The sequence below is a fragment of the Alkalibacterium indicireducens genome (assembly GCF_039522005.1).
In the GTDB taxonomy this organism is placed as follows: Bacteria; Bacillota; Bacilli; order Lactobacillales; family Carnobacteriaceae_A; genus Alkalibacterium; species Alkalibacterium indicireducens.
This window is the reverse complement of record NZ_BAAADA010000126.1, coordinates 1-14,239: the sequence shown is the minus strand read 5'-3', so window position 1 is coordinate 14,239 and position 14,239 is coordinate 1. Positions and strand designations below refer to the sequence as shown.

General features: G+C 43.1%; 12 protein-coding genes and 1 pseudogene. 4 read left to right on the top strand and 9 right to left on the bottom strand.

All coding sequences use genetic code 11. The annotated features are described in order from the left end of the window. Window positions 1-24: 24 nt before the first annotated feature. Window positions 25-1,134, bottom strand: a pseudogene (locus tag ABFX15_RS07760) (HAD-IC family P-type ATPase). Between the two features lie 374 nt (window positions 1,135-1,508). On the opposite strand from ABFX15_RS07760, the gene ABFX15_RS07755 reads away from it, so the two are divergent. Then, on the top strand, window positions 1,509-2,306 hold the full coding sequence (locus tag ABFX15_RS07755; protein WP_346024891.1) for an SDR family NAD(P)-dependent oxidoreductase: 798 nt from the start codon (window positions 1,509-1,511) through the stop codon (window positions 2,304-2,306). A 27-nt stretch (window positions 2,307-2,333) separates the two neighbouring features. Further along, window positions 2,334-3,539 (top strand): NAD(P)/FAD-dependent oxidoreductase, encoded by a 1,206-nt coding sequence (locus ABFX15_RS07750; protein ID WP_346024890.1) that lies wholly within the window; start codon window positions 2,334-2,336, stop codon window positions 3,537-3,539. 134 nt (window positions 3,540-3,673) lie between these two features. Here ABFX15_RS07750 and ABFX15_RS07745 read toward each other — a convergent pair whose 3' ends face one another. The 6 genes from ABFX15_RS07745 to ABFX15_RS07720 all read right to left on the bottom strand — a co-directional run bounded on the left by ABFX15_RS07745 (window position 3,674) and on the right by ABFX15_RS07720 (window position 11,812). Beyond that, window positions 3,674-4,528: an AAA family ATPase gene (locus ABFX15_RS07745; RefSeq protein WP_346024889.1), complete on the bottom strand. Its 855-nt coding sequence runs from the start codon at window positions 4,526-4,528 to the stop codon at window positions 3,674-3,676. A 28-nt stretch (window positions 4,529-4,556) separates the two neighbouring features. Next, window positions 4,557-4,802 carry a hypothetical protein gene (locus tag ABFX15_RS07740; protein WP_346024888.1) on the bottom strand — a complete coding sequence of 82 codons (246 nt, stop codon included), beginning with the start codon at window positions 4,800-4,802 and terminating at the stop codon, window positions 4,557-4,559. Between the two features lie 53 nt (window positions 4,803-4,855). After that, window positions 4,856-5,269, bottom strand: a complete 414-nt coding sequence (locus ABFX15_RS07735) for a hypothetical protein (RefSeq protein ID WP_346024887.1) — start codon at window positions 5,267-5,269, stop codon at window positions 4,856-4,858. Window positions 5,270-5,544: 275 nt separating this feature from the next. After that, a complete protein-coding gene (locus ABFX15_RS07730) occupies window positions 5,545-5,703 on the bottom strand; it encodes a hypothetical protein (protein WP_346024886.1) in 159 nt (52 codons plus the stop codon). Window positions 5,704-6,446: 743 nt separating this feature from the next. Continuing rightward, complete coding sequence (locus ABFX15_RS07725; RefSeq protein WP_346024885.1) at window positions 6,447-7,403, bottom strand: glutathione S-transferase family protein; 957 nt, start codon at window positions 7,401-7,403, stop codon at window positions 6,447-6,449. Window positions 7,404-7,579: 176 nt separating this feature from the next. Beyond that, window positions 7,580-11,812: an acyl-CoA dehydratase activase-related protein gene (locus tag ABFX15_RS07720; RefSeq protein ID WP_346024884.1), complete on the bottom strand. Its 4,233-nt coding sequence runs from the start codon at window positions 11,810-11,812 to the stop codon at window positions 7,580-7,582. Between the two features lie 158 nt (window positions 11,813-11,970). On the opposite strand from ABFX15_RS07720, the gene ABFX15_RS07715 reads away from it, so the two are divergent. Together ABFX15_RS07715 and ABFX15_RS07710 are read left to right on the top strand one after the other, a co-directional pair. Continuing rightward, entirely contained in the window at window positions 11,971-12,576 is a 606-nt protein-coding gene (locus ABFX15_RS07715; RefSeq protein ID WP_346024883.1) for a TetR/AcrR family transcriptional regulator, read from the top strand. A gap of 55 nt (window positions 12,577-12,631) precedes the next feature. After that, window positions 12,632-13,057, top strand: coding sequence for a hypothetical protein (locus ABFX15_RS07710; protein ID WP_346024882.1), 426 nt, complete (start codon window positions 12,632-12,634; stop codon window positions 13,055-13,057). Between the two features lie 71 nt (window positions 13,058-13,128). On the opposite strand, the gene ABFX15_RS07705 is transcribed toward ABFX15_RS07710, so the two are convergent. Together ABFX15_RS07705 and ABFX15_RS07700 are read right to left on the bottom strand one after the other, a co-directional pair. Then, window positions 13,129-13,638, bottom strand: coding sequence for a flavodoxin domain-containing protein (locus ABFX15_RS07705; RefSeq protein WP_346024881.1), 510 nt, complete (start codon window positions 13,636-13,638; stop codon window positions 13,129-13,131). A gap of 82 nt (window positions 13,639-13,720) precedes the next feature. Beyond that, window positions 13,721-14,140: a hypothetical protein gene (locus ABFX15_RS07700; RefSeq protein WP_346024880.1), complete on the bottom strand. Its 420-nt coding sequence runs from the start codon at window positions 14,138-14,140 to the stop codon at window positions 13,721-13,723. Window positions 14,141-14,239 lie beyond the last annotated feature (99 nt).

Here is a 14,239-nt window from a genome sequence, read left to right as displayed (position 1 = left end):
CATCGGATCTCCTCTGACGAGCCACTACCCTTTGACGTCGGCTTGCTTGCCAGTTTCCTCTTCAATCAGTTCACCTTCAGGCTTGTAGCCCGTGCCGGTTACATTAATAAGTTTATCACGGGTAATGACTGATTTCACTGTCATTTCATTTTTTGTCAAAGTACCTGTCTTATCAGAACAGATCACCGTGACCGCTCCGAGCGTTTCAACTGACGGCAAAGTCCTCATGATTGCTTTCTTGTCTGCCATCGTCTGCACACCGAGGGCAAGAATCATCGTCAGAATGGCCGGCAGTCCTTCCGGTATAGCCGCCACTGTCAATCCGATCACTGACAGAAGCAGCTCTCCCCATTCGTAATCATGAATAATCAGCCCGAAGCTGAACAATACAAGAGCCAGAACCAGAATGACAATTAAAATCACCTTACCGAACGTATCGATCTGCTGGAGGAGAGGCGTCTTCATGTCCTCTACTTCTTTCATGCTTCGATTGATCTGACCGATTTCAGTATCCTCACCTGTTGCGACGACAATTCCTCTAGCTGTCCCGGAAGAAATAGATGTTCCTGAAAAAACCATGTTTGTCCGGTCTCCGAGTACTGTTTCTTCTGACAATGCGGCTGTCTGTTTTTAGACTGAGGCTGATTCACCTGACAATGGACTTTCTTCCGCTTTCAACCGTTCAATCTAGTAGAGTCTCATGTCAGCCGGCACTTTGTCCCCTGCTTTCAGAAGAACGATATCGCCGGGCACAAGGTTTTTTGAATCGATTTCTGCCCTGATTCCTTCCCTTAATACAGTAGCCTGAAATGACAGAAGATTACGGATACACTCCAGCGCTTTTTCGGCTTTGTTCTCCTGAATATAGCCGATCACAGCATTTATGACTGCGACAAGAAGTATAACGGCTGTATCGATGTAGTGGCCTAAAATCAGTGTGACTAAAGCCGCTACCAGCAGAATATAAATCAGAATATCGTTGAAATGATTGACGAACTTCTTCCATTCGGGTGTGACTGCCTTCTCTGGCAGCGTGTTGGACCCGAATGCCTCCCTCTGCTTCTTGACAGCCGAAAGAGACAGCCCCTGCTGCTTGTCGGTGCCAAAAGACTCCATGATAGATTCCACAGTCAGGTGATGCCATTTATTTTCAATAGAGATAACACTTTCCTCCCATTATCAGTCTTCTAAACGGGTTCGACCTGTTACCTATCTATTCTGAAACACCATCTCTCTTTACTTATAGAATACCACAGAACGGCATTCTAATGTTCTCTCATTAATTACAGTATTGCTTTTTTCTAAGTAGAAAATCCGATCAGTACTCCTTTATTTCAGAAAGGTGTATAGTTTATTTCAAAAAGCTTAATCTCACTTAGACTTAGTAAGGCCTGGCCTAATGGTCAAGCCTTATAATTGAAGTTTTGACACGTGTGGAGTACCCTTTACAGTAACGAGGCTTTTAATCGCTGTCATTAAACTATCAGATCTCACAGGAGGAATTCATCATGGATTTAGGGATAAAAAACAAGGTCGCACTGATCACAGGAGCCGCTGCCGGTATTGGTAAAGAAACGGCCCGCTTGTTTCTGGCAGAAGGTGTAACTGTCGTACTCACTGACATCAATGAAGAAAAACTGAAAGAGACCATAGACTGGCTTGATTCTAAAGCCACCCTTTATTCCTACCCGGCAGATATAACAAATGCAGACGATCTGAAAGCCTTACATGATTACATAAAAGAGGAGGTTGGAGAGATCGATATTCTAGTGCAGAATGCTGGAACGGTCGGTGTCCAAGGACTCTTTCATGAAATCAATGATGCAGGTTGGGTACAGACGATCGAAGATGATCTGCTTGGACCGGTACGTGTCGTCCGGGAATTCCTACCTGATTTAAGAAGCAAGGGCTGGGGACGAATCGTCTTTATTTCATCCGAAAATGGGCTTCAGCCATACAAGGACGAACTGCCCTATGACTGTTCCAAAGCCGGCATCCTGGCTTTTTCAAAAGGACTGTCCAGAACCTATACCACGGAAGGACTGCTCGTCAACACTGTCTCTCCAGCTTTTATTGAAACCCCAATGACCGATAAGATGATGGAAAAACGGTCAGAGAAACTGGGTGTCTCATTTGAAGAAGCCATTGAGTCCTTCCTTGACGAGGAACGCCCGCATATTGAACTGAAGCGTCGCGGAAAAGTTGAAGAGGTCGCTCCAGTGATTTTATTCTTATGTTCAGATAAGCCATCTTTTGTAAATGGATCCAATTACCGCGTCGATGGTGGTTCAGTAGCAACAATATAACACTAAACGATAAAGGAGAATGCACAGATGACACAAGATTCAGTAAAACATTTTGATTATCTAATGGTCGGTGGAGGAACAGTAGCAGGGTTTGCAGCCAAGGGAATCCGAGAAGTTGATAAAGATGGAACGATTGGTATTATTTCTTCAGAAAATGATTCACCTTATACTAGACCTGCTCTAACTAAAAAAATATGGACAGATGATGACTTTACAGAAGAAGATGTTCCCTTTCATACCGAAGAGACAGGTGCAGAGATTTTTCTTCAGACCACTGCTGTCTCTATAGATAAAGAAAACAAAGCAGTTCGGACCAGCGATGGCCATACATTCAGTTACGGAAAATTGCTTCTGGCAACTGGTGGACAGCCACAACGCATTGAGGGGCCCGATGATTCTCGCGTGCTTGCGTTCAGAACATTCGATGACTATCGCACTTTAAGAAGTATTTCAGGTTCTGGCAATCATGTTATAGTCGTTGGAGGTAGTTATATTGGTACTGAACTTGCAGCTAACCTTGCACTGAATAACACCAAGGTCACTTTTATTTATCCCCAGGATACACTTAGTGACAATCGTTTGCCTAAAGAACTAGCCGAAGAATACGAGAACACGTATAAAAATCATGGCATCAAGCTGATTAGTGGAACTCGAGCTGTATCTTACGATAAAGATGGCGACGACCTAGTAGTCACTCTTGATAACGGTGAGAAAGTGTATGGAGATGCAATTGTATTAGGTCTTGGTGTCAAACCTTTACTAGAGCTTGCAGAAGAATCGGGTCTTGAAGTTGATGAAGGGGTAGTAACTGACACATACCTTAGAACATCTGATCCAGACATATTCACTGCAGGAGATATTGCCTACTACCCAGACCCAATTCTTGGACGAAATCGTATTGAACATGTGGACCATGCTCGTAAATCTGGCACTACTGCAGGAAAAAATATGGCTGGTGCTCAGGAGCCTTATGACTATACCCCTTATTTCTATTCAATGGTCTTTGATATTTCTTGGAAAGCAATCGGTACGCTAGATCCCGAGCTTGATTATTACATTGACGAAGTGGATGGCGGCAAGGTCGTCTACTATCTTGAAGACAATAAACCCGTCGGCATCCTGACTTGGAATGTGGACCCCGATCTTGATGAAGTCAGGAATGTTTTAAGTAATCCTCCTGAATCAAAAGATGCACTAAAAGGACTAATTAGAGAAAAAGAAGACAGTGAATAATTAAAATAAAAGCACTATCCATATAGTGTATCTGATAAAATACATTATCACAGGAAAGAAGCCAGCAGCTCTAAAAGAGTTCAGCTGGCTTCTTTTCTACTATTCAAACAAAGTATTTTGTACTCGTGAATATTTTAATCAAACGCATCACGATGCTCGTCGAAAAACCTCTGATAGGCCCGGACATTCTCCAGATCCGTCCATTTTCTGACAGCTGCCGGCTCTGAGTCCAGATCAATTATTTTAGCACCTTCCATCGCCAGAAAGAACGGTGAATGGGTTGAAATAATAAACTGACAGTTGAAAAAACGGGCCGAGTCCTCAATATACTTTTTCAGCTCAAGCTGCCGTTCAGGGGACAGACTGTTTTCAGGCTCATCGAGCAGGTACAACCCGTTCTCTTCTATCTTATCTACAAAATACTTGAAGGCACTTTCCCCATTGGACTGTTCTCTTATATTGTTCATCAAATTATCTCTAACAAATCGGGACTGCGTTTTTCGCCTGGTTTCATTCATCTTTTTCAGCTGCTCATAATCATCCAGAGACTTCAGCTGGAACTGGGCATATTTTGTCTCCAGATAATCCTCAAAGATCTCTTCTCTTTTTTCATCAATGGCTTCATTAACCGACCGCAATGTCAGCACATAATCAAATACGTCATCACTAGTGATGATTCGCTTGAAATCCGGTTCGTCAGAGGCCGGCTCGATGCTGCAGTATGCAAGGTAGTCTTCAAAGAATGACGACTTGTTATACAAGGCATCGCGTTCTGCTCCAATCTTTTCAGCAATGACATTCAAAGCAGTCGTCTTTCCGGACCCGTTGCCGCCATAAAGAATCGTGATCGGCACACAGTCTATTCGCTCCAGCTGTTTTCCGGACAGCACCTGAAAGGGATAAAAAGTCGTATAGACTTTGCGCTTGATCTCAATGAAAAAAGAAAACTCAGCTTCACTTGAAGGAAACGTTACTGCATGCAAAAACATAGATACACCTGCTCATTCTGTTGATTGATTAATTTTGTTCGATTACTTCGCGACTGTCATTCATCGTATGGGCGAGCGCACTGATTGTCTCTTCTCTGATTTCAGAGACGTCTGTCTTGACTTTAGCTACTTTTCTGATGATCATTTTTTCAACAAGATTCATCGTATTGAAATGAAATTCTCCTCCGAAGCACGCCCTGACCAGCGCAGCCTCTCGCAGTTCTTCCGGATAATTGGTCTCCAGTTCTTCTCTTAACGTATGCTCTTCCTGCATGCCACAGATGAAAAGATCCAGCCGGTGGAGTCATGACCTTTATTTTTTAGTGGTTAAACCTTATATAAGTCGAATGAATCAAATAGCAGATAAGGAAGCAGCATGACTCCCCATGAGATAATTCCTGCAGAAATGAAAATTGGCCAGCTGGATCCAGATTCCAGCAACCTGTCTGCATGCATCATTTCGCTGAGAACTGTACCAATGATAGCCGCAATCCCAATACATAGCGGCCACCATAGCGCCCACTTTTTCATAGTTAATCTGACACAATCTCCCGGACTGATTTTGAGTTTATTGCTTTTTATTCTGTACTGCTTTACCTGAAGAACAGACTGTCGCCTATTCAGGTTAATGTGCTTTGTTTCTCCATTGGCAATTTTTCCAACGACATCGCCATCCAGCCTTAACGAAAAATATGTGCCTTTCTCCCAGAAATGTTCCTGTCTGATTACTTTGACCTGCACTGTATCTCTCCTTTTTATGTAAGTATCAAATTAATTCTAATATTACAAGTTGTGCTTATTCCTTATACAGGATATATTTTTCAAATAATAAGTTGGGGATAACGATCAGAATACTGATTACCAATGCAATTATTCCACCAGTCAACCAGAGAGAGAACTCTTCCAGAACATTATGCAGGCGAAGCTGAGATATGATGAATAGACTAAGGAAAGTAATAAGTCCTGTGAAAACTGGTTCCCAGTGTACCCACTTATTGAACTTAATTTTGACTGTGTCACCAGGATTGACCGTCAGCTTGTTGCTCCTGTTTAGTCAGCTCAATGTCGACGGTCTCATCCCCGTTTATTTCCGCGACAACTGCTCCATCCAGCCTGACCTTCACTTTGCTGTTTCCAGTAAAATAACGTTTTGGTCTCGTCAATGTAACTTTCATTAGTCTCTCCCCCGATTGTATAAAGGCTTTACTTTATGTTTTTCGAACAGCTTTTTTCCATATTAAGATATTATACTGATAAATGACACACTTAAAGCAGTCAGCCATATAATAAACAACACAATAAATCCTATTCGAGAGTACTGGTCCCTTCTAGTCAAAACAAGAGCCCCACTTTGTGCAAAAAGGATAAAGGCTACTTCGTTCAATTCTTTGCTTTGAAAAATACCTATAAATAGAATAATTACTGCAGCTATTATAACCGCATAGTTTCCGCGCTTAAATGCTTTTAGCTCTCTAAGTACTTCTTATTTGTTATCCAATTAAACACCTCTTTTCATCACTGTTATCTGACATAATTGTAAAGATAATGGTGAGGGTTTTCAATCGGATTAATGTATATTTTTCACTAATATTATCGTTCATTAACCGAAAACTATGATTCTCTTTTTAGTGCCCACTCAACTAGATTTTTATTCCGACTGGTCAATTATCTCTGATTTACTGCCTGCTCAGATAAAAAGTAAGTTTCACTTGTCCATAATCTGCGGTCTTTTGACCACTCATTTAAGATTTGTATTTGGGTGGACATTAATCAGTAAATCACTGCCCACTCATAGACTAATTACGATTGAGTGGGTAATAAAAGACTAAAACCCACCCCGAGCTCCATCGATCAGCTTGAAGTAACTGTTAAATAAAGAAATAGCCTTCCAGCGATCTGGAAGGCTACCTAATTTTAATTAGAGACTGAAGTCCAATTCTGGTCCAACGGGAACGATGCCTGTCGGATTGATATTCTTGTGGCTGCGGAAGTAGTGTTCCTTGATATGTCTGAAGTTGATCGTATCCGAAACGCCAGGCATATTGTAGAGTTCTCTTGTCAGGCGCCACAGATTATCGTAATCCGTTAGACGTCTGATGTTGCATTTGAAGTGTGTATAGTAGACACTGTCGAAACGGACGAGTGTCGTAAAGAGTCTCAAGTCAGCTTCTGTCACCTGGTCACCTGTCAGATAACGTGTCTTTCCAAGACGCTCTTCCATTTCATCCAGCGCTTCAAAAAGCTTTGTTACTTCTTCATTGTAGACATCCTGTTTAGTCGCGAAACCAGCTTTATAAACCCCGTTATTGATGGCCACGTAAACTCTGTCGTTAATCGCATCAATGTCATCGCGTAAGTTTTCAGGATAGTAGTCGCCTTCTTTAGCGCCCACTTCGTCAAAGGCAGAATTCAGCATACGCATGATTTCTGATGATTCATTATTGACGATTTTATCCTGCTTCAAGTCATACAGTACAGGCACGGTAACTCGGCCGCTATATTCTGGTTCTACATGCGTATAGATTTCATACAGGTAGTCCGCATCGATAAGCGGATCTTTAATGACCCCTTCATCGTCTTCAAAAGTCCAGCCATGTTCAGCCATCAGTGTATGCACCACTGACACGGAAATCATGTCTTCAAGGCCTTTCAGTTTACGCATGATCATGGTTCGGTTAGCCCATGGGCATGCATTTGAAATGTATAAATGATAGCGCCCGGCTTCAGCCTTAAAGCCGCCTTCACCACTTGGTCCCGCGCTGCCGTCCGCTGTCACCCAGTTTCTGAACTGCGACTCTTCTCGGATAAACCGCCCGTCATTTTTTTCCGTATCGTACCACTTGTCGTGCCACTTTCCATCTACTAATAATCCCATAATATCTTCCTCGTACATTTATCAGTTAGTTTACACTTGTAATCGTTAAATTAAGTATAGACCATCCTTGGTTAATTGTCAACTTATATACCGATCGACAAGCTTATTAAAGACATTGCAATTCAAAAAAACTGCTCCTACGCAAGTGCAAGAGCAGTTTTTTCTTGAGAGATGAGTTAGTTAGCTCCGGCCAGCATAAGCTTTATTCGGTTAAGCTGGTTGACGATGGAGAGACCCGGATCGTAATCTACCGCTGTGATATTGGCGTGCGGATACTGGCGTCTGAATTCTTTCATCATGCCTCTGCCGACAATGTGGTTCGGCAGGCACCCAAACGGCTGCATAATCAGGATATTGGAGACACCGTTCTCAAGAAACTGAACGACTTCCCCGGTCAGGTACCACCCTTCTCCGGTATGGTTCCCGATGGATGTGATTGCCTGTGCACCCTCGGCAATGTCATAGATGGAATGGAAAGGTGTAAAGCGTTCCGATGCTTTAAGTGCCTGATTCATCGGTTTTTCTGCCAGCTGAATAAGTTTAATCAAAAACTGGGAAATGGCTTTATTCTTTTTAGAAAAGCCAAGCTGGTCTGCCTTATACTGCTGATTATATAAACTGTAATTCATAAAGCCAACCAGGTCAGGAACGACGACTTCTGATCCTTCTTTTTCCAGTAATCTGACGACATCGTTATTGGCTGTCGGCGAATATTTGACCAGTATTTCGCCAACGATACCTACTTTCGGTTTATTGGTGTCCACAATATCGATGGCTTCAAAGTCTCTGATAATCTTTTTCATATTCTTATTGAATTCTCTTATGCTCCCATTATGAATATTGGTCTTCACTTTTCTAACCCATTTCTGGTGAAGGGCATCCACAGAGCCTTTGACGACTTCATACGGACGTGTCCGGTAGACTACTTTCTGGAAAAGATCCCCATAGAGGCTGGCGATGGAAGTCCGCATAATCAACGGCAAGGTAAGCTTAAAACCATCCTGTTTCTGGGTTCCTTTATTTCCTGCAGAAATGGACACGACCGGTATGTCGGGAAAACCAGCATCGTTCAGCGCTTTTTCAAGGAGTGGAATATAATTCGTTGCCCGACAGCCGCCACCCGTCTGAGTGAGCATGACTGATGTGTGATTCAAATCATATTGCCCACTTTTCAGTGCATCCACCAGTTGACCAATTGTGATGATTGCCGGGAAACAGGCATCGTTATTGACGTATTTCAATCCTTCGTCCACACCTTCAGATCCCGTATCCTCAGTGATCTGGACAACGTTATAGCCGGAGGCAACTAAGGCTTCTTCTATCAGCCCAGTCTGATGAATCGGTGACATCATCGGCAGCAGAAGCGTGTGTGTGTCCTTCATTTCTTTCGTAAAGGTGATGGTTTCAGGTAAATCATATTTTTTTAAAGGTCTGATGTGCTGTAGGTTCCGCTCTTTCATGGCGGCTTTGAGCGAGCGTATACGGATGCGAATCGCGCCGAGATTCGATGTTTCATCTATTTTCAGGACCGTATGAATCTTTCCGTACTGCTCCAGAATGTCCTGGACCTGTTCGGTCGTGACCGCATCCAGGCCGCAGCCGAAGGAGTTCAGCTGGACCATTTCAATGTTCGAAAACTTCGTCACCACGCGTGCTGCGGCATACAAGCGGGAGTGATAGGACCACTGATTAACCACCCGCAGTTCTCCTACCTCCTGCAGATGAAAGACACTGTCTTCGGTCAGCACATGAAAGCCTTCTTCATTAATGACATTGGCAACGCCATGATTGACTTCAGGATCCACATGGTACGGACGCCCTGCCAGCACAATCCCTTGTTCATTATGGGCTTTCATGTAATGAAGGGCTTCTTCCCCCTTATTTTTCATATCGCCTTTAAAGGATTCCAGCTCAGACTTGCCAAGCAGATAGGCCTCTCTAATTTCATCCTTCAAAATACCTTTGTCCTTGAATGTTTCGTAAAGCACCTCAATGACATGACGGTCATTCAACAGATTTAGATGCGGGTGACGGTAATCCACAGCCCCCTCTCTTATTTCATCCACATTGACAGAAATCAGGTCAGGGTAAGAGATGACTATCGGACAGTTGTAGGAATTGACCGCTGTCCGCTCTTCCTGCTGCTGATAATTGATGCAAGGGAAAAAAATTAAGTCCGGTTTTTTTCGAATCAGCTGCTTGACATGACCGTGAACCAGTTTAGCGGGGTAGCAGACGGTATCACCTGGAATGGTATCAATGCCGTCCTCATACAACTTCTGATTGGACCGGCCGGATAACTGAACACTAAAGCCGAGTCGGTTAAAGAAGGTCGCCCACAGCGGATAGTCTTCATACATATTCAGCACACGCGGAATGCCCACGACTCCTCGAGGTGCATCTTTTTTGTTCAGTGTCTTGTATTCAAACAGACGCTTATACTTGTACTCATACAGATTAATGCGTTCCTTTTTCTCTCTTCCTTTCAGATGCATATCAGCTCCTTTTTCACAGCGATTTCCTGTGACAAATCGTCTGCCGTCCTTGAAAATCGTCATGGTCAATGCACACTTGTCCGCACATAAAGTACACCGTGTAAATTTCTTCTCAGCGGTAAATTCTTCCAGTTCCTTCAGTGACAAAAGTGTTGAACGGTCTTCTCCTGTATAACTTTCCAGTGCAATCAGCGCACAACCATAGGCCCCCATCAGACCAGCCAGATTCGGTCGCACCACTTCCCGGCCGGAAATCAGTTCAAAGGCTCTCAGAACTGATTCATTATTGAACGTTCCACCTTGACAGACTATCTTTTCTCCCAAATGCTTAGGATCCTTAACTTTAATCACTTTAAATAAGGCATTTTTAATTACAGAAAGCGACAAGCCGGCAGATAAATCCGCTACACTTGCCCCTTCTTTCTGCATCTGCCTCACTTTGGAATTCATGAAGACTGTACAGCGAGAACCTAAGTCGACGGGTGCCCGAGACGTTAACGCCGCATCAGCAAAGTCATACACATTGTAATTGAGTGATTTGGCAAGTGTTTCAATAAAGGACCCACAGCCACTGGAACAGGCTTCATTCAGCTTGATGGAGGACAGGACGCCGTCTTTAACGGTCATGGCTTTCATATCCTGACCGCCGATATCCAGAATAAAATCCACACCCGGCTGGAAACGTTCAGCTGCTTTATAGTGACATATAGTTTCTACTTCACCCTGGTCCACTTTCAAGGCATTCTTGATCAGGGCCTCGCCATATCCTGTCGTAACAGAACGGCCGATATAAACGTCTCTAGGCATTTCTCTGTAGAGCTGTTTCATAATACTAATTGTCTTATTCAATGGGTCGCCGTCATTGGAGTCGTAATACTGCCACAGCACTTCTCCTTCAGGATTTATCAGAGTGACCTTTGTCGTCGTTGAACCGGCATCAATCCCCAAAAAGGCAATGCCTTTATACGTTCGTAATGGCTGCTCTTCAATTTTAGCCTGCCCGTGGCGTTTTCTGAACAACAGCAGTTCCTCTTCAGACTTGAACAAGGAATTCAGACGAACGGAGGGATTGAGATCAAGAATAGTATCGTCACTCAACTGTTCAAGCAGTTCTTTGAAAGAGGTCGGTTCAGTATCCTTGGCATCATATGCCGCACCCATTGCTACAAAGAGCTGTGGATCGTCAGGGAAAACAACATCCTGCTCGCTCACTTTAAGTGTCTCGATAAACCGCTGACGCAGCTCACTTAAAAACGTAAGGGGGCCACCTAGAAAAGCTACTTTCCCTTTAATTTTGCGTCCAGATGCCAGACCGGCAATGGTCTGATTCACTACCGCTTGAAAAATAGAAGCAGCAATATCTTCCCGAGCGACTCCATCATTTATCAGCGGCTGGACATCCGTCTTTGCAAACACCCCGCAGCGTGAAGCAATCGGATACAGCTTCTTGTGTCCTTTCGCCAGTTCATTGAGTCCCTCAGCATCTGTATTTAAAAGCATCGCCATCTGGTCGATAAACGCGCCGGTTCCGCCTGCACAGCTCCCATTCATCCGCTGCTCCATCGATGCCCCGAAAAAGGTAATCTTTGCATCTTCTCCGCCCAATTCTATGGCCACATCTGTTTCTGGGATCATATGCTCTACTGTTTTCGAACACGCAATCACTTCCTGAATAAAGTCGATTTCCAGTGCTTCTGCAATACCAATCCCGCCAGATCCGGTCACTTTCATATGGAGAGGATTATCGTGAAACACCTCACTAGCAAAACCGACTAAACGTCTGGCAGCATCTTTTATATCTGAATAATGCCGTTCATAGCGTTTAAATAGTACGTGATTCCATTCATCCATAACGACCAGTTTAATTGTTGTTGAACCAACATCTATACCAGCAAAAACCTTTTTTTGCTCCATAGTTATCCACTCCTTTAGACTCCCATTCGTCGTGCTGAAACCGACTCTTCAAAACTTTGCTTAAAGTATATAGTCTTGTTATACTATTAACAATCATTAAAATAAGTCATTTGTCGGATACACAACACATTGAGAAAATTGTCGGATGGGAGGATGACATGAACAAAAAACAGGATTTGCGGGTACTAAAAACACAGAAAGCTATTTATACTGCCTTTTACAATCTGCTAAGTTTAAAGGACTATACCGGCATCACTATCCAGGATATTGCGGATGAAGCGATGATTAACCGTTCAACCTTTTATGCTTACTTTCAGGATAAAGATGATTTGGTTGAAAAGATCATCGAACAGAAACTGGAATCCATCCAAGCCATTATGAAGCTGTCTGTCATGACCAATGACAATGAAGTGAAGCTGATGCATGTTCAGATGGTGCTGACGCAGCTTCTCGAACAGATAAAAGAGGACAAAGACACGTATGTCCTCATCCTCTCAATTGTTGACAAGCATATATTGACCGATAAATTTAAAAAACTGGTGACCGATTCCTATCAGGATATTCTGAGCCGCCTGCGCATCATGGAGTCCGATATGGAAGTACCAGTCGAACTGATCATCGATTACAGTCTGGGAATTCTTTTTATGACAGTCAACTGGTGGCTGAAAAATGACTGCGACTACCCTGAGGACCAGCTTGCCCGACTGATAACGAAACTCGTCGGGAACGCCAACCTGACCGTGCTGGGGATTTCAGTGATTTAACTCGTCGACTGACGGTATTGATACCTGTATAAACCAATCAAAAAAGGAGCCTTCAATGATTCAACTGACTGAACGACTCGAAACAGCATTTAACTTAACAGAGGACCTTGCATCTTCCTTATCTGGTGAGGAGTTGACAATGAGACTGAGAGATATACCCTCAAATACAATAGATGAACAGATGTGGTGTATTGTAGGTGCACGGGAAAGTTACTTGGAGGCGATTATTCAAAATAAATGGAGCGGTTTTTCATGCTCCTTAACCGATGTGACTTCTCCATCCAGAGTCCTTGAGAGCTTGACAGCCAGTTCAGTGGATTGCCTCTCCTATCTCCAGAAGAATGAACTCAACAGCATACAGACGGACCTTTTATTTTCACTACTGGAGCATGAAGTTCAACATCATGGTCAGCTGATCCGTTACGTTTACGGCAACCGATTGAGCTTTCCAAAGAGCTGGAAAAACCGGTATAACGTGTAAAAAAAACACCTCGAAACCTGCTGGTTCTGAGGTGTTTGCTTTTATTTTCTAGAATATTAGCACACAATTTGTTAACTCAATGGTGTATCTTTATCGTCTTCTTCAACTTTGTTTAAGCTGTCTGCAAACTGCTGAATGGTGTCTTCACGAATATCAGATACATCCTCTTTTACTTTGGCTAGTTTTCTTACAATCATTTTTTCCATAAGATTCATGGAATCAAAATGGTACTCTCCGCCAAAACAATCCACTGCTACTGCAGCTTTCCTAAGTACAGCAGGATAATTTAGCTCCAGTTCTTCTCTAATAGTGTGCTCTTCCTGCATCCCACAGATAAACAGTCCCAGTTTTTTCTCCATCAGGGCATCCAAGTGCTCTTCAGTGAATGTTCGAACTTCTCCCAATATTCTCCCCGCATAAACCGGGCTACCTACAACTACCGCATCATAAGCTGACAAATTCACTTCAGACGTGTCTTTTAAGTTGACTCTTTCAACTTCCCCAACTAGACGTTCAGCCAGCAGACGAGTGCATGTTTCCGTGCAGCCGTGCTTGCTTGAATAAGCGATTAATGTTTTCATTCAGTTTTCCTCCCCATCTTAAGCTGAATAGGCTTGGGTTATGTAGCGTGCTTGCCTGCAGTGAGTATACAAATAGACTTATCTATTCATGAACTTTGTAGAGTTCATAACTGTCGAAGAATAAATAGGGAATACCAGCTAGCAAACCCATAGTTGCTCCAACCAGACCGGCCACTAAAAGCACAGGCCAGTTTTCAAATATCGGGAGAGTTTCAACTTGAGGTGTAAGCATGGAACTTATAAAAACAACAATGCCTATAATAACAGGTTGCCAGTACACCCACTTTTTAATTCCAAGCTCAACCGAGTCGCCATCTGTAACGGTCAACTTGTTGCTTTTTGTTCCAAAGTGTTTAACCTGTAATATTGCCTGCTGTTGACCCAAATCAACAGTCTTCGTTTCGCCATTTTTCATTTTTACTACCCGATTGTGATTCACCTTCACCTTTAGTTTGCCAAGACTATGGATGTAACGAGAGGGTCTGATAATTTCTATACTCATAATTTAACCTCCATGCCGTTTCGAGTAATTACCAATTTTTTTGTTTTTTCGTGCTATTTTAATGCAACTATCGTTGCTCTATCAATTGAAATGCAAAAA

What these genes read in the sequence shown, in the direction of transcription:
- ABFX15_RS07755 (WP_346024891.1), top strand. Translation starts at nt 1,509, where the DNA reads ATGGATTTAGGGATAAAAAACAAGGTCGCACTGATCACAGGAGCCGCT.
- ABFX15_RS07750 (WP_346024890.1), top strand. Translation starts at nt 2,334, where the DNA reads ATGACACAAGATTCAGTAAAACATTTTGATTATCTAATGGTCGGTGGA.
- ABFX15_RS07745 (WP_346024889.1), bottom strand. Translation starts at nt 4,528, where the DNA reads ATGTTTTTGCATGCAGTAACGTTTCCTTCAAGTGAAGCTGAGTTTTCT.
- ABFX15_RS07740 (WP_346024888.1), bottom strand. Translation starts at nt 4,802, where the DNA reads ATGCAGGAAGAGCATACGTTAAGAGAAGAACTGGAGACCAATTATCCG.
- ABFX15_RS07730 (WP_346024886.1), bottom strand. Translation starts at nt 5,703, where the DNA reads ATGAAAGTTACATTGACGAGACCAAAACGTTATTTTACTGGAAACAGC.
- ABFX15_RS07725 (WP_346024885.1), bottom strand. Translation starts at nt 7,403, where the DNA reads ATGGGATTATTAGTAGATGGAAAGTGGCACGACAAGTGGTACGATACG.
- ABFX15_RS07720 (WP_346024884.1), bottom strand. Translation starts at nt 11,812, where the DNA reads ATGGAGCAAAAAAAGGTTTTTGCTGGTATAGATGTTGGTTCAACAACA.
- ABFX15_RS07715 (WP_346024883.1), top strand. Translation starts at nt 11,971, where the DNA reads ATGAACAAAAAACAGGATTTGCGGGTACTAAAAACACAGAAAGCTATT.
- ABFX15_RS07710 (WP_346024882.1), top strand. Translation starts at nt 12,632, where the DNA reads ATGATTCAACTGACTGAACGACTCGAAACAGCATTTAACTTAACAGAG.
- ABFX15_RS07705 (WP_346024881.1), bottom strand. Translation starts at nt 13,638, where the DNA reads ATGAAAACATTAATCGCTTATTCAAGCAAGCACGGCTGCACGGAAACA.
- ABFX15_RS07700 (WP_346024880.1), bottom strand. Translation starts at nt 14,140, where the DNA reads ATGAGTATAGAAATTATCAGACCCTCTCGTTACATCCATAGTCTTGGC.